The organism is Bradyrhizobium sp. CB3481, assembly GCF_029714305.1.
Taxonomy (GTDB): domain Bacteria; phylum Pseudomonadota; class Alphaproteobacteria; order Rhizobiales; family Xanthobacteraceae; genus Bradyrhizobium.
Genome location: NZ_CP121647.1, coordinates 6,727,869 through 6,745,703, shown reverse-complemented (window position 1 = coordinate 6,745,703; position 17,835 = coordinate 6,727,869). Strand labels below are relative to the sequence as shown.

At 63.1% G+C, this 17,835-nt stretch carries 19 protein-coding genes; 9 read left to right on the top strand and 10 right to left on the bottom strand.

All coding sequences use genetic code 11. From position 1 onward, the window contains the following. Positions 1-306 precede the first annotated feature (306 nt). Positions 307-1,410, top strand: coding sequence for an acyltransferase (locus QA643_RS32765; protein WP_283029795.1), 1,104 nt, complete (start codon positions 307-309; stop codon positions 1,408-1,410). On the opposite strand, the gene QA643_RS32760 is transcribed toward QA643_RS32765, so the two are convergent. From QA643_RS32760 to pqqA, 7 genes are all read right to left on the bottom strand, one after another. Next, complete coding sequence (locus QA643_RS32760; protein ID WP_283029793.1) at positions 1,407-2,072, bottom strand: DUF4286 family protein; 666 nt, start codon at positions 2,070-2,072, stop codon at positions 1,407-1,409. The genes QA643_RS32765 and QA643_RS32760 overlap by 4 nt on opposite strands. 11 nt (positions 2,073-2,083) lie before the next feature. Further along, positions 2,084-3,070 (bottom strand): prolyl aminopeptidase, encoded by a 987-nt coding sequence (gene pip / locus QA643_RS32755; protein WP_283029792.1) that lies wholly within the window; start codon positions 3,068-3,070, stop codon positions 2,084-2,086. Then, positions 3,060-4,271, bottom strand: a complete 1,212-nt coding sequence (gene pqqE, locus QA643_RS32750) for a pyrroloquinoline quinone biosynthesis protein PqqE (protein ID WP_283029791.1) — start codon at positions 4,269-4,271, stop codon at positions 3,060-3,062. The genes pip and pqqE overlap by 11 nt, the downstream gene beginning before the upstream one ends. Further along, positions 4,268-4,579: a pyrroloquinoline quinone biosynthesis peptide chaperone PqqD gene (gene pqqD, locus QA643_RS32745; RefSeq protein WP_283029790.1), complete on the bottom strand. Its 312-nt coding sequence runs from the start codon at positions 4,577-4,579 to the stop codon at positions 4,268-4,270. The genes pqqE and pqqD overlap by 4 nt, the downstream gene beginning before the upstream one ends. A gap of 2 nt (positions 4,580-4,581) precedes the next feature. Then, positions 4,582-5,337 (bottom strand): pyrroloquinoline-quinone synthase PqqC, encoded by a 756-nt coding sequence (gene pqqC, locus QA643_RS32740; protein ID WP_283034998.1) that lies wholly within the window; start codon positions 5,335-5,337, stop codon positions 4,582-4,584. 20 nt (positions 5,338-5,357) lie between these two features. Then, positions 5,358-6,287: a pyrroloquinoline quinone biosynthesis protein PqqB gene (gene pqqB / locus QA643_RS32735; RefSeq protein ID WP_283029789.1), complete on the bottom strand. Its 930-nt coding sequence runs from the start codon at positions 6,285-6,287 to the stop codon at positions 5,358-5,360. 167 nt (positions 6,288-6,454) lie between these two features. Further along, positions 6,455-6,535 (bottom strand): pyrroloquinoline quinone precursor peptide PqqA, encoded by an 81-nt coding sequence (pqqA, locus tag QA643_RS32730; RefSeq protein WP_283034997.1) that lies wholly within the window; start codon positions 6,533-6,535, stop codon positions 6,455-6,457. A gap of 309 nt (positions 6,536-6,844) precedes the next feature. Between pqqA and QA643_RS32725 the strand changes: the two genes are divergently transcribed. The 8 genes from QA643_RS32725 (at position 6,845) to serA (ending at position 14,405) form a co-directional block, all read left to right on the top strand. Next, positions 6,845-7,102, top strand: coding sequence for a hypothetical protein (locus QA643_RS32725; protein WP_283029788.1), 258 nt, complete (start codon positions 6,845-6,847; stop codon positions 7,100-7,102). 174 nt (positions 7,103-7,276) lie between these two features. Beyond that, on the top strand, positions 7,277-8,623 hold the full coding sequence (locus QA643_RS32720; RefSeq protein WP_283029787.1) for a PQQ-dependent sugar dehydrogenase: 1,347 nt from the start codon (positions 7,277-7,279) through the stop codon (positions 8,621-8,623). 117 nt (positions 8,624-8,740) lie between these two features. Next, positions 8,741-9,307, top strand: a complete 567-nt coding sequence (locus QA643_RS32715; RefSeq protein WP_283029786.1) for a c-type cytochrome — start codon at positions 8,741-8,743, stop codon at positions 9,305-9,307. A 225-nt stretch (positions 9,308-9,532) separates the two neighbouring features. Then, positions 9,533-10,924, top strand: coding sequence for an amidase family protein (locus QA643_RS32710; protein WP_283029785.1), 1,392 nt, complete (start codon positions 9,533-9,535; stop codon positions 10,922-10,924). Positions 10,925-10,992: 68 nt separating this feature from the next. Continuing rightward, positions 10,993-11,469, top strand: coding sequence for a glutathione peroxidase (locus QA643_RS32705; protein ID WP_283029784.1), 477 nt, complete (start codon positions 10,993-10,995; stop codon positions 11,467-11,469). 17 nt (positions 11,470-11,486) lie between these two features. Then, positions 11,487-11,735 (top strand): DUF3297 family protein, encoded by a 249-nt coding sequence (locus QA643_RS32700; RefSeq protein WP_283029783.1) that lies wholly within the window; start codon positions 11,487-11,489, stop codon positions 11,733-11,735. A gap of 125 nt (positions 11,736-11,860) precedes the next feature. Then, entirely contained in the window at positions 11,861-13,030 is a 1,170-nt protein-coding gene (locus QA643_RS32695) for a mandelate racemase/muconate lactonizing enzyme family protein (protein ID WP_283029782.1), read from the top strand. A gap of 115 nt (positions 13,031-13,145) precedes the next feature. Continuing rightward, positions 13,146-14,405: a phosphoglycerate dehydrogenase gene (gene serA / locus QA643_RS32690; protein ID WP_283029781.1), complete on the top strand. Its 1,260-nt coding sequence runs from the start codon at positions 13,146-13,148 to the stop codon at positions 14,403-14,405. A 207-nt stretch (positions 14,406-14,612) separates the two neighbouring features. Here the strand turns inward: serA and QA643_RS32685 are convergent, their stop codons facing one another. From QA643_RS32685 to QA643_RS32675, 3 genes are read right to left on the bottom strand one after another with little or no spacing between them, the layout of a single operon-like run. Then, complete coding sequence (locus QA643_RS32685; protein ID WP_283029780.1) at positions 14,613-15,044, bottom strand: GNAT family N-acetyltransferase; 432 nt, start codon at positions 15,042-15,044, stop codon at positions 14,613-14,615. Beyond that, on the bottom strand, positions 15,041-16,237 hold the full coding sequence (locus QA643_RS32680) for a DUF418 domain-containing protein (RefSeq protein WP_283029779.1): 1,197 nt from the start codon (positions 16,235-16,237) through the stop codon (positions 15,041-15,043). Before QA643_RS32680 ends, QA643_RS32685 begins: the two co-directional genes overlap by 4 nt. Positions 16,238-16,282: 45 nt before the next feature. Continuing rightward, entirely contained in the window at positions 16,283-17,635 is a 1,353-nt protein-coding gene (locus QA643_RS32675; RefSeq protein WP_283029778.1) for a malonyl-CoA decarboxylase, read from the bottom strand. Positions 17,636-17,835: the final 200 nt, after the last annotated feature.

The window sequence follows — 17,835 nt, the reverse complement described above, 5'->3', positions numbered from 1 at the left end:
GGTCGTGAGACGAGTTGCGGACATGGTGGCCTGCTCTTTCGAGAAGTCTCCGGCCGTTCGTGTTGTGATCGTCGATTGCCGGACGTGGCGATTTCCGCGTCTTCAGCCAAACGGCAGGCGCGGTAATCCGTTCCTGGTATGAATGCGAGCAGGGTAGGCATGCCAAGCTTGGCAAGTTTCGCGCGGTGTAGGGTCAACGGTTGCTTGTCGCGCGGAGCCCGAGTGTTAGGCATTCGTTAATCGCGCCTTTACCCGTCACCGATACGTTGCCGCAATTGCAGTTCCCGTGCAGGAACACCTCAGCCCATGCCGCCAGAAGCGCATCGAACGTCGCGCGTGGAAGCGCTCGATCTGCTCCGCCTTGCGGCCGTGTTTGGCGTCCTTCTCTATCATTTTGGTTTCTGGGGCCCGGCCTCGCATGGCGTGCCGCAGGTGGCGTTGCCCTGGCTAGCACCGGTTGCCAAATACGGCTATCTCGGCGTACCTGCCTTCTTTGTTATCTCTGGCTTCGTGATCGCCTATTCGGCCGAGGGTCGCACGGCAACCGGCTTTGCCATCGCCCGTTTCAGCCGCATTTATCCCACCTTTGTCTTTTGCATGACGCTCACATTCATTGCGATCGCGTTTCTGGGGGCGCCGCACTTCGATACGAGCTTGAAGCAATGGCTCGCCAATCTGTTCATCGCAGCGCCTGCGCTCGGCCAGCCCTACATGGATACGTCCTACTGGTCGTTGGTGATCGAAGTGATGTTCTATGCCTGGATCGCGCTCCTGATCGCGGCTGGACTGTTTCCGCGCCGGATAGATGCGATTATTCTGGGTGGCCTTGGCATCACCTTCGCCAACAAGCTGAGCGTTAACTCGCCGCTCGTCGAAAAGCTGTTCTTGACCGACGACAGCGGCTTCTTTGCCGTCGGGCTCCTGATCTATCAATTCTACCGCGGACGCCGCGGCCGTATGCTGTACGGCCTTCTGGCGCTGTCGATCGGCACGGCCGTGTTTCAATCCATCCAAAAGGCGGTGAAGCTGGCGCCGCATACCGGCGGCGTATTCGAGGCATGGACGGTGGCGGCGATCTGCCTTATCTCGATCGCCGTCATTTTTGTGGCAACGCGAATTCGTCACGTTCCGCTGCCGCCGGCGTTCGTGCTGGCGGCCGGCGGCCTGACCTATCCGCTCTATCTCCTGCACATGCAGTTCGGCTACGTGCTGTTCACCCACGCATCGGCCAACCCGGTGGCCATGGTGATTGCGATCGCCATTGGCATGACGCTGCTTGCCTGGATCGTGTGGCGCTATGTCGAACGGCCGGCGCAGCGCTGGGCGAGGGATTTCCTGTCGGGCCGCGCCAGCCGGTTCGGCTGGCCGCTCAAGCCGTCCGCGCCGGTCGGCAGCGGTGAGGGCGCCTAGCCGATATCGCTCTTCGCAATATCCCACATCAGACGATAAATTCCGCTCGAGATAAGCAGCGGCTTCAATGCGATATTTCCGGAAAACCGTAGCATGGCTGCCGGCACCGCGCCGATATCGGTCGCGTCGATCAGCGCGAACCAGTCGCCGGCGCCGGGATTGGGAGCCGATGGATCATCGGTGATCGGCTTCGAAAGCGCCGGATCGCTCTCGATCAGGTGCATGGAGATGATGCCGTCGAGCTTGACGGGATCAAGTTGCTCGCTGAGCGCCCCGCGCAACTTGTCCTCGCCGCCATCAGGTGGACGCAGCCGCACAATGCCGAGCGCCGCGCCGCGGCCGGTGCCGCGGCTCACCGTGATGCGCGCCACCGCGCGAATCATATTCTGGAAGCGGGCGATGTTGGTCTTTGACCACGCCGTCTGGTTCGCCAGCGCCGTGCGATAGGCCGGGCTGTCCAGCACCTCGAACGTTTCGGTGGAGTAGAGGCTGAGGTATTTCGGGTTGCCGTCATGGGCGACATAGCGGCGAGCTTCGAGGAAGCCGTCGATGGCGACGCGCTCTTCGAGATGCTCGCGGTCGTACCAGCGATTGAACTCGGCCTCATGTGCCGCATCGATGTTCATCGACGTCAGCAGCATGCCTTTTCCGGCCATCGGCATGTTCTTGTTTCCTATTTTTGCGTTCTGGAAGCGATGTCAGCGATGGCCTTCATCACCGCGTCGCGGACGCCGGGGTCGTATAGCGTGTGGCCGGCGCCCTCGACGAAGCGGACTTCGGCCTCGCGCCACACGGCGGCGAGGGCATGCGAGATCGCGGGCGGACACAGCAGGTCGTAGCGGCCCTGCACGATGATGCCGGGGATGCCGGCCAGCTTGCCCGCTTCGCGCATCAACTGGTTCGGCTCCATGAAGCTGTCACGGGAAAAATAATGCGCTTCCATGAATGGTGTCGCCGGCAGGTTCCGCGATGAACTCAGCGCGGCCATGTCGAGACGCGTGCGGTTGGGTATGTGTTCGGAAAGTATCCGCTCGGTCTCGCCCCAGGCCCGCGCTGCCGGAATGTTCACGTCGGCGCTGGGATCGAGGATCCGGCGAAAGTAGGATTGGATTGGCTGCGCGCGTTCGTCCTTCGGCAACACGCTAATGAAGTCGTCGTAAAGGCCAGGATAAAACCTTGGCAGCGTGTTGAGAAATCCAGTTTCAATTTCCTGCATCGTGCCGAGAAAGGTCGCGCGCAGCACGACGCCGGTGACGCGGCCCGGATGGGCCTGTGCGTAGGCCAGCGCCAGCGTCGCACCCCAGGAGCCGCCGACGACCATCCAGCGCTCGAAGCCGAATTTCTCGCGGATTGCCTCCATGTCCGAAATCAGATGCTGTAGCGTGTTGGCTTGCCGGCTACCCTTCGGGCGGCTGCGGCCCGCGCCGCGCTGGTCGAACAGCACGGCGTGAAAGCGTTCCGGATCGAACAGGCGGCGATGGTCCGCCTGGCAACCGCTGCCGGGTCCGCCATGCAGATAGACCGCGGGAATGCCGCCGCTCCGGCCGACGCTTTCGACATAGATGTCGTGGCCGTCGCCGACCGCAAGCTGCTCCGAGGTCAGCGGGGCAAACGGGTCGTCGCGTTTGATGGATTTGCCGGCGTCGGCGTCAGGCGCCATGCTCGCCTTCCGTCTCCAGCGTGCCGCCGGCGAAATTGCGGTAGAGGAAGCGGTCCTGGTGCGCGGCCGCCTCGCGCTCGGCTGTCTTGAATATCTCTTCATGCCGCGGCGACAGCGTGCAGGCCGGGTCGGTATTGCCGGCATCGCCGGTCAGCGCAAAGGCCTGGCAGCGGCAGCCGCCGAAATCGACCTCGCGGAATTCGCAGCTCTTGCACGGCTCGGGCATCCAGCCGGTACCGCGGTAGCGGTTGAACGCTTCGGAGTTCTGCCAGATCCAGGCGATCGAATGGTTCGAGCGCACTGATTCGAATTCGAGCCCGGTGATGCTTTCAGCGGCATGGCAGGGCAGCACCTTGCCGGCGGGCGAAATGTTGAAGAACTGCCGGCCCCAGCCGCCCATGCATTTCTTCGGACGCAGCGCGTAATAGTCCGGCACCACATAATCGATGGCGAGAATGCCCTTCAGGCGAGCTGCCGCTTCTTCGACGATACGGCTGGTCTCGTCGATCTGCTCGATCGTCGGCATCAGCGCAGCGCGGTTCTTCAGGGCCCAGCCGTAATACTGGACGTTGGCGACCTCGAGCCGGTCGGCGTCGAGATCAACTGCCATCTGAATGATGTCAGGGAGCTGGTGCAGGTTTTGGCGGTGCATGACCGCGTTCACCGTCAGCGGCAGCTCGAGCTCGCGTGTCCATTTAGCGACTTCAAGCTTTTTCTCATGCGCGTTTTTCAGCCCGGCGACGCGGTCGGCCACTGTGGGCTCATTGCCCTGGAAACTGATCTGCACATGGCACAGCCCGGCATCGGCTAGCGCTGAAAGCTTTTCTTTTGTAAGCAGTACCGCCGAGGTGATGAGATTGCTGTACAGCCCGACATCGGTCGCATGCTGTACGAGTTCCACCAAGTCCTTGCGCGCGGTCGGCTCGCCGCCGGAGAAATGGATCTGCAGCACGCCGATTTCGGCGAGCTCGCTCAAGACCTTCTTCCATTCTTCTGTCGTCAATTCGCCGCTGGCGCGGTCGAGCTCGATCGGGTTGGAGCAATAGGGGCATTGCAGCGGGCAGCGATGCGTCAGCTCGGCAAGCACCGCGAGCGGAATGCCGAACGTCTCCGCGGTCGAGCGCCGCGACTCCAGCACGGCCAGCCCGTCGCTGGGTACGGCGGTACCGGCTGTCTTGCTGTCGGCGAGAATGTCGCTCATGACGTCTTCTCACGCGCTTCAGTCAGAAAACCCTTGTCGGCGAGATCCTGCAGCATCGCGACGACGTCGGTCAAAATCGCCTCGCGCGGGGCGGCGTACTTCGCCGCGAGCTGGTCGGCCATCTCGGCGACGCTACGCACGCCGTCGCAAAGCTGCAGCACCTCGACCGCGATTTCGTCCGGTGCCAGCACGCGCTCCGGCGCCAGGATCACCCAGACCTGCCGCGTCTCATCGAATTTCAGCCGGGCGTGGCGCGGCAATTTCGGCCGGCTCGCCTCGCTGACACTGATGTTGCGGCTGAGCGCCATGGTTAGTCCCCTTTGGGTACGAACGCGCCAGGCGGAATGTGGCCGTCGACATAGGCATGGTACAGCGCATCGAGCTGAACCCATAGCACGTTGGTCTTGAAGATCAGCGCGTTGGCGACGGCCTCGCGCTCCGCCGGCGTCTTTGCGTTCTTCCTGACATAGTCGAGCGCGAAGTTGGCATCGCGCGGAGCCTGGGTCAGGCGGCGCTTGAAATAGCTCATGATGTCGGGATTGACGAACTCGTAATGCGCCAGCATGCCGGAGATACGCTCCTCGTGCAGGCTCGGCGCGAACAATTCGGTGAGCGAGGAGGCGATCGCCTCCAGCGGCGTCCGGTCGCGGCAGAAATGCACATAGGCTTCCACCGCAAATCGCGTCGCGGGCAAAATGCCTTGGGTCGATTCCACGTAAGCCGTGTCGAGCCCGAGGCCCTCGGTGAGCTTCAGCCAGCGTTCGATGCCGCCTTCACTGCCGATATCGCCGTCGTGGTCCTCGATGCGGTGCCGCCATTCGACCCTGGTGGCGCGGTCGCGGAACCGCGAGATCACCATGGCATCCTTCAGCGGGATCGTGCTCTGGTAGAAATAGCGGTTCAGCGCCCAGGCCTGCACCTGTCCCTTGTTGAGCTTGCCGCCATGCAGCAGGCGGTGGAAGGGATGCAAATTGTGATAGCGCGTCGCGCCGATATGGCGGAGCATCGCTTCGAGTTCCTCGGCGTTGTTTAGCGTGACGCCCTTGCCGATCGACAATGCGGTCATTCCGCTGGTGGGGACGACATTCACAGCGTGATCTCCGTTCCATCGGCTGGGATCTGCCAGCCCGCCTGTTCCAACGCCTTTCGCTCGTCCGAGCCGGAGAGCAAGGCAGGGTTGGAGTTGTTGATATGCAGGAACATTTTGCGGCCGATATCGAGACCGGCAAGGCCCTTGAGCGCCCCGTGTTCGCCTGACATCGAAATATGGCCCATGCTCTGTCCTGTCTTGGTGCCGAGGCCCTGTACGATCAACTCATCATCGCGCCATACCGTGCCGTCGAAGAAGACCAGCGCTGCGCCCGCAAGGCGCGACTTCAGATCGTCGGTCAACCTGGCGCAGGCGGCCAGGAAATAGAAATACTTACCGCTTGTCTTGTCCAGAATGCGAAGCCCGAGCGTGTCGCCGGCGGCGTCGCCGCCTTCCGGATGCGCCTTGCCTTCGAGGTACCACGCGCCCTTGCCGGGAACCGCGAAGGGGAGGACTTCCATGCCGGACGGCGAGCCGTCGGGCAGGGCCGGCTCGAAGGCGACGTCCGCCGCGATCGGCCGGCGCTTCACGTTGTTTTCGCCCAGCACGTTAAAGATGCTGTTGGAACGCAAAATCGCAAGCACTCGTTCATGCGCGTAGAGCGTAAACGGCGAACCCTCGCGCATCGACAACAGCCCGGCGACCGCATCGACTTCGCCGTTGGTCAGGATCACGCCGGCGATCGGGCTGTGACGTAGCTGGCCAGCCTTTGGATAAAGCTGAGGCGTCGCAATAAGCTGCTGACGGAGGTCCGGAGAGGCGTTGACGAGATACCAGTGCTCGCCGTCGGCGCTGACCGCGATCGACGCCTGCGTGCTCTGCAATTCCCGGTTTTCGCTTCGGGCTTTCCGGCATACCGGACAACCGCAGTTCCACTGCGGAATACCGCCGCCCGCCGCGGCGCCCAGGACGACGACGCGAAGCATGATCCCGTCTCCTGGAGACTTCAGACCTTAGAAACAAATCCGGGTTGCTAAGCCCGGCGAGAGAAACGGCGCGCGGTGGACTCCAGCCTGGCGACATATCTCCCCGTTCGGGAAGAAGATGTCAGCCCGGTGGTCCACCTGCGCGAAAAGTGAAATTGCGCTACCGCTTACCTGCGGGCGGCGCACATATACATGTTGATTTCCATGCCCACTGACACTTCGACGATTTTCGGTGCTTTCCAGGCCATTATGCTCTCCCTTTTTGCTACCGGACGAACTCCGCCCTTGCAGTTAAGGTAGCGTGGATCGAAAAGTTCGCCAGTTAAATCTTTTGCCCGGAACCTGCATTGTTTATGTTGCGCTGCACAGGGGTGTCACGGAGTTGTGCGGAGAGCGCCGGTCAAAACAACGTGGGATCAAGCCCTTCACGGTTGTTGGGACCGCCGCGAATGACGATTCTGGGCTGGGACGGAGCGCTATGGGCTCCGGATAAAGTAGCAATGTGATCATTCGGCCTCCCTCTATCGGAGGCCCTAACCGGAGCCAGGTTCGAGCCGATGCCACGATATTATTTCAACACCCGTATCGGCGACGAGCTGATCTCAGACCCTGATGGCGAAGTGCTGGTTGATCCCGATCGCGCCTGGGAGATGGCGCGTGCCATGATCCGCGAGTTGCTCAAGACCGACGGCGTCGAGGGCGCCCTGCTGAGCGCGACCATCGAGGTGACTGACGACGACGGCGAGATCGTGCTGGAGTTTCCGTTTTCCGAAGCGATCCTCGACGCGCCCGGCGGTCCCATTACAAGACACTGACGGCCCGTAGGAGCCGAGCGCCTGCTGTGTCCGTTGTGGGTGCAATTTGCAGGCGCGACGTTTTCCGATTGCGCACCGGTATACAAATATGGAGAGTGCCCGCCGGGAAAGCCTCCGGCGTGGGCATCATGTGAACCTGCGCGGCGAGAAAGGCTTCCGTCAGGGAGAACGCCCATGGTGAACTACTTGCCGGTGCCGCGCAGCTTGGTGCTGTCCGGTGCCTTCTTGACTGCCTTTACGCTCAGCGCTGCTGCGCAGCAGGCGGCCGATCCACCGGCTGCCGCCACGCCGCCCGCGGCGCAACAGCCTGCCGCGGCGCCGCCCGCTGCTGCCGCGCCACCCGCTGCCGCCACGCCTGCTGCGGCTGCGCCGCTTCCCCCCGGCTCGCCGTTGATCGGCCGTCCTGCCGGCAATGAGGCCGCGGCCAAGCTCGCGCCGATCGCGCCGCCGCCGATCCCCGCCGCGCCGGACAAGCTGCCGACCGCCAAGCTGAAGGTGCCGGCCGGCTTCAATATCGAGGTCTATGCCGCCGGCATGGCGAACGCCCGCTCGCTCGCGCTCGGCGACAAGGGAACCGTGTTCGTCGGCAGCCGGCTGGTCGACAAGGTCTATGCCATCATCAACAAGGACGGCAAACGCGAGGTCAAGGTGCTGGCCTCCGGCCTCTACCGTCCGAACGGCATCGCCTTCAAGGATGGCACGCTCTACATCGCCGAACTCTCCAAGGTCTCCAAGATCGAGAAGGTCGAGGATGTCTTGGACAACCCGCCGAAGCCGACCGTGATCTTCGACAAGCTGCCGAAGGACGAGGCCCATGGCTGGAAGTTCATCGGCATCGGTCCCGACAACAAGCTCTATGTTCCGGTCGGCCAGCCCGGCAACAACGTGCTGCATGACGACGAGCACGGCCTGATCCGGCGGATGAATCTCGACGGCTCCGGCGCGGAAGTGATCGCCCGCGGCGTTCGCAATACCGTCGGCTTCGACTGGCATCCGGAGACCAAGCAGCTCTACTTCACCGATAACGGCCGTGACTGGATGTCGGAAGACGTGCCCGAGGACGAGCTCAACCGCATCACCAAGGTGGGCGAGCATTTCGGCGCGCCCTACTGCCTGCAGGGCAATATCGTCGATCCCGAATTCGGCTGGGGCAAGACCTGCAGCGAGTTCACGGCGCCGGTTGGGCTGCTCGGACCGCATTCGGCGTCGCTCGGCATGCGCTTCTATACCGGCAGCCTGTTCCCGAAGGCCTACAAGAACGTCGCCATCATCGCGCGGCACGGCTCCTGGAACCGCTCCAAGAAAGTCGGCGGCGACGTCGTTATCGCCAAGCTGAACAAGGACGGCACCATGAAGTCGCTGGAGCCGTTCCTCACCGGCTTCCTGGAGGACAACAAGTATATCGGCCGCCCAGTCGACGTGCTGCAGATGAAGGACGGCTCGCTGCTGGTCTCCGACGACTACAACGGCGCCGTCTACCGCATCACCTACGGCAAGCAGAAGGTGGCGGGGAAGTCGTAGTCCAGCAACAATCGTCATTGCGAGCGCAGCGAAGCAATCCATTCCTCAACGCGGGAATAGATGGATTGCTTCGTCGCTTGCGCTCCTCGCAATGACGCGAGTGCCCGGAGTAAGCCGATGCGTATGACAATAATGGTGCTGGCGTTCGCGTTGATCGCGTCACAGGCCAACACCCAAACCATCGAACAACGCATCGCGCCATGCCTCGCCTGCCACGGCGAGAACGGCCAGTCGCAGACCGAGAACACGCCCTCGCTCGGCGGCCAGCAGGCGCCGTATGCGCTGATCCAGCTCTTCATGTTCCGCGATAGGCTGCGCGTCTTCGAGCCGATGAACGAGATGGCAAAGCCGCTGACCGACGATGATCTTCGCACGTTCTCCGACTTCATCGCCAAAATGCCCAAGCCTGCGCCGCCAGCAGAAAATGGCGATCCGGCGCGGATGCAGCGCGGGCAGGCGCTGGTGCAGCAGCACCGCTGCGACACCTGCCACAATCCCGATCTGTCGGGGAAGGAAAACGTCCCGCGCATCGCCAACCAGCGGGAGGATTACCTCGCCAAGACCCTCGCCGAGTACAAGGACAACAGCCGCCACGGCTATGATGCCAGCATGGCCGACGTGATGGCGCCGATCGCGGCGGAGCAGATTGGCGATCTCGCTTATTACATCGCCCGGATGCGTTAGAAGGGCTAACGCCTTCTCCCTCTCCCCGCTCTTGGCGGGCGGAGGGTCGGGGTGAGAGGCTGCCTCCGCATCATCACTGCTTTTCGTGCCCGCGGAAAGAGCCCCTCACCCCAGCCCTCTCCCCGTGAAGAACGGGGCGAGGGAGCCTCGCGCTCGGTGCAAGATCCCCCGCTGGCATTGCCCTGCGCCCGGCGCTAAAAGGGCGGCAATCGGATGGAGTTTTGCATGCAGGATCTATGGCGTCTGTCGGCGGCGGAAATGGCCTCGCTGATCAAGGCTAAAAAAGTCTCGGCGAAGGAGGCGGCGACGGCCGCGCTGGCGCGGCTCGACGCGGTCAATCCGAAAATCAATGCCGTTGTCGAGCACCGGCCCGAAGACGTCTTGGCGCAGGCTGCCGCCATCGATGCCGCGATCGGGCGCGGTGAGGATGCGGGCCCGCTGGGCGGCGTGCCCGTCACCGTGAAGGTCAATATCGACCAGCAGGGCTATGCCACCACCAACGGCTTGAACCTGCAGCGCGACGCCATCGCGAAAAGCAACAGCCCGGTGATCGACAATCTGCGCAAGGCCGGCGCCGTCATTCTGGGGCGTACCAATTGCCCGGCCTTCTCCTATCGCTGGTTCACCTCCAACCTGATCCATGGCGACACCAAGAACCCGCGCGATCCCGCGCTCACGCCGGGCGGCTCGTCCGGTGGCGCCGGTGCTGCGGTCGCGGCTGGCATCGGGCATATCGCGCACGGCACCGACATTGCGGGATCGATCCGCTATCCCGCCTATGCCTGCGGCGTGCACGGCCTGCGGCCGACCATGGGCCGCATCGCCGCGTTCAACGCGGCGCTCCCAGAGCGGCCGATCGGCCCGCAGATCAGCGCCGTCTCCGGCCCACTAGCGCGCACCATCGGCGATATCAGGATCGCACTGGCCGCGATGTCGGCGAAGGACTATCGCGATCCCTGGTGGGTGCCGGCGCCCTTGGAAGGCCCGGCGATGCCGAAGCGTGTCGCGATGTGCCTCAATCCGGACGGCCTCGATCCCGTACCTGAAGTGAAGGCCGCCGTTGCCGATGCCGGCAAGCGGCTGCAGCGAGCGGGGTGGATCGTCGAGGAAATCGCCGACACGCCGACGCTGCGCGAGGCCGCCGATCTGCAGACCAAGCTCTGGCTCGGCGACGGCTACGAGGCGCAGCTGGAAGCCGCCGAACGCGAGGGCGATCCCGGCGCGCTGGCCTGCCTGCGCGGCAACCGCGCCAAAGTGCATCCGTTCGACCTGTCGAAGGCGCTGACGCGCCGTGCGACCTTGACGCGCGAGTGGCTGTCATTCTTCGAAAACTACGCCGTGCTGCTGATGCCGGTGTCAGGCGAATTGCCGTTCCCCGATCAGCTCGACCGCAAGGACGAGGCATCGTTTGCGCGTGTCTGGCATGCGCAATTGCCGCAGATCGCCATTCCCTTCATGGGGCTGCCCGGGCTAACGGTGTCGACCGGATTGGTCGGGCGCGTTCCCGTCGGCGTGCAACTGGTCTCCGGGCGCTATCGCGAAGATCTATGCCTTGCTGCGGGCGAGGCCATCGAAGCCGGCGGAACGCCGTCGGCGGCAATCGATCCGGCGGGCTAGAGCATGATCCCGAAAAGTGGGTACTAGTTTTCGGATAAGATCATGCTCCGGTAACAATCGAGAGGATCATGCCAGGCGTTTATGATTTCACGGCGCAGTCGCTCGCCGGCGACGAGGTTCCGCTGAAGCGGTTCGAGGGGCAGGTGCTGGTGATCGTCAACACCGCGAGCGCCTGCGGATTCACGCCGCAGTATAAGGGGCTGGAGCAGTTGCATCGTGATTTCTCGCCGCGCGGATTTACGGTGCTGGGCTTTCCCTGCAACCAGTTCGGCGGCCAGGAGCCGGGCGATGCGCGGCAGATCGAGGAGTTCTGCACGAGCAAGTATGACGTGACGTTCCCGATGTTCGCCAAGATCGACGTCAACGGTAGCAATGCGCATCCGTTGTTCAACCATCTGAAGAACGCGAAATCGGGATTATTGGGTCCCTCGATCAAATGGAATTTCACCAAATTCCTGGTCGACCGGTCGGGCACGGCGGTTGGGCGTTATGCGCCGACCGCCACCCCAGAGGGATTGAGAAAAGAAATCGAGGCACTGTTGTGAGCGAGAACGACAAAGCGATGAGCGACCAATTTCCCGACCGCCTCTCGGTCGATCCGAACAGCCCGTACTACAACGCCGATGTCCTTTCGCGCGACGTCGGCATTCGCTTCAAGGGCGTCGAGAAGACCAATGTCGAGGAATATTGCATCAGCGAGGGCTGGGTGCGCGTCACCGCCGGCAACGCCAAGGACCGCCACGGCAATCCGCTGACCATCAAGGTCCACGGCGCGGTCGAGCCGTATTTCCGGGATAAGCCGAAGTCTTAAGGCGAAACTGTATCAACCGTCATTGCGAGCGAAGCGAAGCAATCCATATCTCCGCTGGGGGACAGATGGATTGCTTCGTCGCTTCGCTCCTCGCAATGACGGCAGCAAACGAAAGCCAAACCCCAATGTCCGTCCGCATCGTCGACGTCTGCGAAATCACAAAGCCGATCTCCTCGCCGATCCGCAACGCCTATATCGACTTCACCAAGATGACGACGAGCCTCGTCGCCGTCGTCACCGACGCCGTGCGCGACGGCAAGCGCGTGGTCGGCTACGGCTTCAATTCCAACGGCCGTTACGGGCAGGGCGGTTTGATCCGCGAACGCTTTGCGCCGCGGCTGAAGGAGGCCGATCCGAACAGCCTGCTCGATGCCTCCGGCGGCAATCTCGACCCGGACAAGGTCTGGGCCGCGATGATGGCGAACGAAAAGCCCGGCGGTCATGGCGAGCGTTCGGTTGCGGTCGGCACCATCGATATGGCGGTATGGGACGCGGTGGCGAAAATCGCGGGCAAGCCGCTGTTCCGCCTGCTTGCCGAGCGTCATGGCTTGCAAGCCAATCCGCGCGTGTTCGTCTATGCCGCCGGCGGCTATTATTATCCCGGCAAGGATCTGTCGGCGCTGCGCGGCGAGATGCGTGGTTATCTCGACCGCGGCTACAACGTCGTGAAGATGAAGATCGGCGGTGCGGGAATCGCGGAAGACCGCGAGCGCATCGAGGCCGTGCTGAAGGAGATCGGCAAGGACGCGCAGCTCGCCGTCGACGCCAACGGTCGCTTCGATCTGGAGACAGCGATCGCCTACGCAAAAATGCTGCGCGAATATCCGCTGTTCTGGTACGAGGAGGCCGGCGATCCGCTCGACTTTTCGCTGCAGGCCGCGCTCGCCGAGTTCTATCCGGCGCCGATGGCGACCGGCGAGAATCTGTTCAGCCATCAGGACGCGCGGAACCTGATCCGCTATGGCGGCATGCGCCCCGACCGCGACTGGCTGCAGTTCGACTGCGCGTTGTCCTACGGCCTATGCGAATACCAGCGCACGCTGGCGGTGCTGAAGACGCACGGCTGGTCGCCGAGCCGGTGCATCCCCCATGGCGGCCACCAGATGTCGCTTAACATCGCGGCCGGCCTCGGTCTCGGCGGCAATGAGAGCTATCCCGACCTGTTCCAGCCCTATGGCGGCTTCCCGGATGGCGTCCGGGTCGAGAACGGCCACATCACCATGCCTGAGCTTCCCGGCATCGGTTTCGAGGGGAAATCCGACCTCTATAAGGAGATGAAGGCACTGGCGGCGTAGGGCCTGATGCCATAGGAAAGGCCGGAAATGGCGGCCTGGACTCGGCATTCGCCCCGCCCAACGTGGATATCCGGGCCGCCGCTTACCGTTCCCATCGCTGAAGGACGCTGCTCACTTGGCCACCACGCTTCCCCAACTCTCGCTCGCAAAGGACAAGATCCGGGTCTTGCTCCTGGAAGGTGTCAACGACAGCGCCGCGCAGATGATCGAGGCTGCCGGCTATTCCAACATGACGCGCCTGTCCAAGGCGCTCGAGGGCGATGCGCTGAAAGAGGCGATCAAGGGTGTGCATCTGCTCGGCATCCGCTCGCGCACGCAGATCACCACGGATGTTCTCGATGCCGCGGACCGCCTGATCGCGGTCGGATGTTTCAGCGTCGGCACCAACCAGGTGGACCTTGACGCCACGCGCCGCAGCGGAATTCCGGTGTTCAACGCGCCGTTCTCCAACACGCGGAGCGTGGCGGAACTCGTGATCGGCGAGATCGTCATCCTGCTGCGCCGGATCGTTGCCCGCTCCAATGCCGCCCATGAGGGGCGCTGGGACAAGTCGGCCAACGACAGCTATGAGGTGAGGGGCAAGACGCTCGGCATCATCGGTTACGGCAATATCGGCTCGCAGCTCTCCAACCTCGCGGAAGCGATGGGCATGCGGGTGATCTTCTACGATCACACCGACAGGCTTCGTCACGGCAACACCGAGCCGACCGCGAGCCTGCATGAGCTTTTGGCACAAAGCGACGTCGTGAGCCTGCATGTACCGGAAACGCCCGCCACGCACGGGATGATTGGGCGCGAGGAGATTCGCGCGATCAAGCACGGGGCATATTTCATCAACAACAGCCGCGGCACCGTGGTGGACCTCGAGGCGCTCGCCGAGGCGCTGCGCGAGAACAGGCTTCGCGGCGCCGCCGTCGACGTTTTTCCGGTCGAGCCGCGCTCCAACGCCGAGCGCTTCGTCTCGCCGCTGCAGGGGCTGGACAACGTCATCCTCACCCCGCATATCGGCGGCTCGACCGAGGAGGCGCAGGAGCGCATCGGCGCCGAAGTCGCGCGCAAGCTGGTCGACTACAGCGATTCCGGTTCGACCATGGGCGCCGTCAACTTCCCGCAGGTGCAATTGCCGGCGCGGCCGATGGGCACGCGGTTCATCCAGGTGCAGCGTAACCTGCCGGGCATGCTCGGGCGCTTGAACGAAGTGCTGGCGCGTCATGCCGTCAACATCGCCGCGCAATATTACGAGACCGCGCATGACGTCGGCTACGTGGTGCTCGACGCAGATGCCTCCGCCGCCGACGGCCAGCGTGTGCTCGCGGACATAAGGGCACTGGAAGGCACCATTCGCGCCCGGCTGCTCTACGAGTACAAGGCCTGAAGGGCTGGGGTTTGACACACAGTGTCATCGTCCGCCTTGTGCGCAATTGCGCACTGGGGCGGACGATCTAGTACGCCGCGGCTTCTCGGCTTATCTCCGACGTCGGTGGATACTGGATGCCCGCCGGAGCCTGTCATCGGGCTCGCCGAAGACGAGGCCCGGTGGCGGGCATGACGAGAGAGGTGAGGCGCGATCGTTCGCTCACGATCAGTCCTCGGACAACAATCCCTTGTCGATCGCCGACTGCCGATTCCTGAAAATCGCCATTGCGGTCTTCATCCGCAGGAAGCCGAATTTCGCATAGAACGGCTCGCGGCCGGCGACCGAGTAGAGAATGATCTTGTTGTGTCCTTGCGCCATCGCGAGCAGCCGTTCGACGATCTGCTTCCCGACGCCCGTTCCCTGATAGTTCGGCAGCACCGCGACGTCGCAGAGATAGGCGCAATCGCGCCCGTCGGCCAGGACGCGGCCGGCGCCGACGAGGCGGCCGTCGTCGCGGGCAAAGCATGAGAACATGCTGTTGCCGAACACCAGCTTGAGATCATCGGCGTTCTTGTTGCCGAGCGGCGCGGCCCGATAGAGCGCTTCGAGTTCCTGCCAGTCCACGCCCGCCCAGTCGTCGGTCCAGTCTATCGTCATCGCACCATCTCAACTTTCAAAGGCAACATCGGCTGTGCCGCGCCATACATCAGCGTGCGCCACAGCCATTCAACGGGGCCGTAGCGGTAACGGCCGAGCCACCATTTGCTGAACAGTACCTGCGCGACATAGACGACAATGCCGATCGCAAGCGTGCTCGTGGCGCCGAGACGGCCGAACAGTCCGAGTCCATAGCCGTAGAATATCGAGCTGAAAATCAGCGATTGCATCAGGTAGTTGGTGAAGGCCATACGTCCGAGCGGCACGGCCCAGCCGAGCAAGGTCTTGCCGCTTGCGAGATTGGCAATGCCGATGATGGCCGCAGCATAACCCAGCGCCAGCAGGATGGTGCCCGAGGGATCTGCGAACATGGGGTTCTTGAGAAAGCCGAGGATGGTCAGGGTCGCGCCACTGAGAATTCCGGCGGCGGCGATAACGAACATCAGGCCTTGATGCGGCGTACGCAGGATACCGCTGCGCCAGGCGTAGGCGCCGAGCAGGAACAGCCCGATGGTGCGCGGGAAAATAAAGGCGTGCAGGGAAAGGATGTAAGGCATTTCGCGTAGCCGCAACGCCAGCACATCGGCATATCCGCCCGTGGCGTAGATGCGGTGTTCGTCGGCGACGGCGCGCGCCAGCGTCGACGTGTCGGGGAGCAGGCCATATGGCGGATAGGTCTGCATTAGGAGATACAGCGTCAGAAACGCGATCGCGCCGCATGCCAGCAGCCAGCGCGGCCCCCACAACAGCGGCAGCACGATCAATCCAGCCAGCGCATATTCGGTGAGGATATCGCCGTGCCAGATCAGGCACAGATGGATAAGGCCGATCGCCAGCAGCACCGCCAGCCGGCGCACCATAAGTCGCGGGCGCCAGGGGCTCGCGGCCAGCCGTTCGAACTGGATGGCAAGGCCGACGCCGAACAGCAGCGAGAACAGCGCGAACGCTTTCAGGTCGATGCCAAGTATGAGGATCGTTTCGACGATGCGATCGATCGATGACCCGCTGGCTTTGGCGATCAGGAACTGCTCGAAGATGGAGACGCGGAATCCCATCACGAGGTTCATGGCAAGGACGCCGAACAAAGCGATGCCGCGCAAGGCATCGATGGCGTCGATGCGCCGGGCCGGGTCGACCGGCTTCGGCACCGTGATGCCTTGATCGCTGGAAGGCACGACGTCGTCGGAAGTCATGCGCGATGAATCCAGTTGAAGCCGGCGCGTGGGAAACGCGCCGCTCTACGACAGCCGCATGTCGAGCAGCCGCCGGCTTTCGGTCTTGAGCAGCTTCTTCACCGTGGTGGACGCGGCGATCTCGCCCTGGTTGGCATAGGCCTCGTGGTTCTTTTCGATGTCCTCGAGCCGGTAGAGATAGTTGACCATGACGCCGGCGGATTCGCGCAGGCCCTTCGGCGAGAGGTCGCCGAGCCAGTCGATCTTCTCCAGCCGCGCGCCGTTGCCGATATGGAAGCGGGCCACCGAATCGACCAGCCGGCCCTTCGAGGTGCGAGCTTTCAAGAAATAATGCGCGGCCAGCGGCTCCAGCACGGCCCGAAGTTGCGCGGTCAGTTCCGCATTCTCGAACCAGTCCGGCTTGTCGAGTGCTTCCAGCAGCGTCCGTTCCTCGTCGCTGAGCGGCACATCGTCGGCTTTCTTCAGCCATTGCATGAAGCCCGGTACCGGCGACAGCGTAATGAAGGTGTCGAGCTTCGGCAGTTCCCGTCGCAATTCTTCGACCACCTGCTTGATCAGGAAGCTGCCGAAGGAGATGCCGCCGAGCCCCTTTTGCGTGTTCGAGATCGAATAGAACACGGCGGTGCGCGCGCGCTCGACCGGCACCGGCTGTCGCTCGGCGGCGAGCAGCGGCGCGATCGCGGTCGGGATCGCCTCGGTCAGCGCGACCTCGACGAAGATCAGCGGCTCGTCGTTGAGCTGCGGGTGGAAGAAGGCGTAACAGCGGCGATCGACCGGATCGATGCGGCGGCGCAGATCGTTCCAGTCGCGGATTTCATGCACCGCCTCGTAGCGAATGATCTGTTCCAGAATATTGGCGGGCGTCGACCAGTCGATCCTCCGCAGCACGAGAAATCCCCTGTTGAACCAAGAAGACAGTAGATGGACCATGTCGCGGTCGAGCGCGGCGACGTCCTTGTTGGCCTTCATCAGCGAAAGCAGGTCGGCGCGCATCGCCACCAGATCGCTGGTGCCGCCCGGCGCGCGGTTGAGCCGGCGGATCAATTCCTGCCGCCGCGGCTCGGAAGCGAAGTGAAGGTCGCTGGCGTCGGAGTCGTTCGGCTGGTTGCGCCAGCTCTCGATCGCCTGCGACAGCTTTTCGCGGTCGGGACCGAAATCGCGGGCGATCGCCTCGAAGAAGGTGACGCGTCCGGCGGTGTCGAGATCGTGGTAGCGATCGAGCACCTCGCGCGCCATCGCCGTGCCGGACGCTTCGCCCCGACCCGACAGCAGCGCCTCGCACAACTCGATCAATTCGGATGCATCCTGGCCGTCATCGGACGGCCCGGCACGCCGCAGTAAGGTACGGCCGCGTTCTGATATCGTGGCTAACAGGTCGGAGAAGAAGGCATTGGCCATGAGGCGGGTCGAATCCAGCTGATGCTTTGCGGAAACTTACATGGAATTTAAGGCGGTGCCGATCACAATCAAGATTCCCGGGTCGTCATACCCCGCGCATGCGGGGTATCCAGTACGCCGCGGCCTCTCGATTTCATCGTTAACGGCTCTAGGATACTGGACTACCCGCTTTCGCTGACAATGACGACAATAGGATGTCC

Excerpts from the sequence above, each read along its gene's own strand:
- QA643_RS32765 (WP_283029795.1), top strand. The coding sequence starts at position 307 with ATGCCGCCAGAAGCGCATCGAACGTCGCGCGTGGAAGCGCTCGATCTG.
- QA643_RS32760 (WP_283029793.1), bottom strand. The coding sequence starts at position 2,072 with ATGCCGATGGCCGGAAAAGGCATGCTGCTGACGTCGATGAACATCGAT.
- pip (WP_283029792.1), bottom strand. The coding sequence starts at position 3,070 with ATGGCGCCTGACGCCGACGCCGGCAAATCCATCAAACGCGACGACCCG.
- pqqE (WP_283029791.1), bottom strand. The coding sequence starts at position 4,271 with ATGAGCGACATTCTCGCCGACAGCAAGACAGCCGGTACCGCCGTACCC.
- pqqD (WP_283029790.1), bottom strand. The coding sequence starts at position 4,579 with ATGGCGCTCAGCCGCAACATCAGTGTCAGCGAGGCGAGCCGGCCGAAA.
- pqqC (WP_283034998.1), bottom strand. The coding sequence starts at position 5,337 with ATGACCGCATTGTCGATCGGCAAGGGCGTCACGCTAAACAACGCCGAG.
- pqqB (WP_283029789.1), bottom strand. The coding sequence starts at position 6,287 with ATGCTTCGCGTCGTCGTCCTGGGCGCCGCGGCGGGCGGCGGTATTCCG.
- pqqA (WP_283034997.1), bottom strand. The coding sequence starts at position 6,535 with ATGGCCTGGAAAGCACCGAAAATCGTCGAAGTGTCAGTGGGCATGGAA.
- QA643_RS32725 (WP_283029788.1), top strand. The coding sequence starts at position 6,845 with ATGCCACGATATTATTTCAACACCCGTATCGGCGACGAGCTGATCTCA.
- QA643_RS32720 (WP_283029787.1), top strand. The coding sequence starts at position 7,277 with ATGGTGAACTACTTGCCGGTGCCGCGCAGCTTGGTGCTGTCCGGTGCC.
- QA643_RS32715 (WP_283029786.1), top strand. The coding sequence starts at position 8,741 with ATGCGTATGACAATAATGGTGCTGGCGTTCGCGTTGATCGCGTCACAG.
- QA643_RS32710 (WP_283029785.1), top strand. The coding sequence starts at position 9,533 with ATGCAGGATCTATGGCGTCTGTCGGCGGCGGAAATGGCCTCGCTGATC.
- QA643_RS32705 (WP_283029784.1), top strand. The coding sequence starts at position 10,993 with ATGCCAGGCGTTTATGATTTCACGGCGCAGTCGCTCGCCGGCGACGAG.
- QA643_RS32700 (WP_283029783.1), top strand. The coding sequence starts at position 11,487 with ATGAGCGACCAATTTCCCGACCGCCTCTCGGTCGATCCGAACAGCCCG.
- QA643_RS32695 (WP_283029782.1), top strand. The coding sequence starts at position 11,861 with ATGTCCGTCCGCATCGTCGACGTCTGCGAAATCACAAAGCCGATCTCC.
- QA643_RS32685 (WP_283029780.1), bottom strand. The coding sequence starts at position 15,044 with ATGACGATAGACTGGACCGACGACTGGGCGGGCGTGGACTGGCAGGAA.
- QA643_RS32680 (WP_283029779.1), bottom strand. The coding sequence starts at position 16,237 with ATGACTTCCGACGACGTCGTGCCTTCCAGCGATCAAGGCATCACGGTG.
- QA643_RS32675 (WP_283029778.1), bottom strand. The coding sequence starts at position 17,635 with ATGGCCAATGCCTTCTTCTCCGACCTGTTAGCCACGATATCAGAACGC.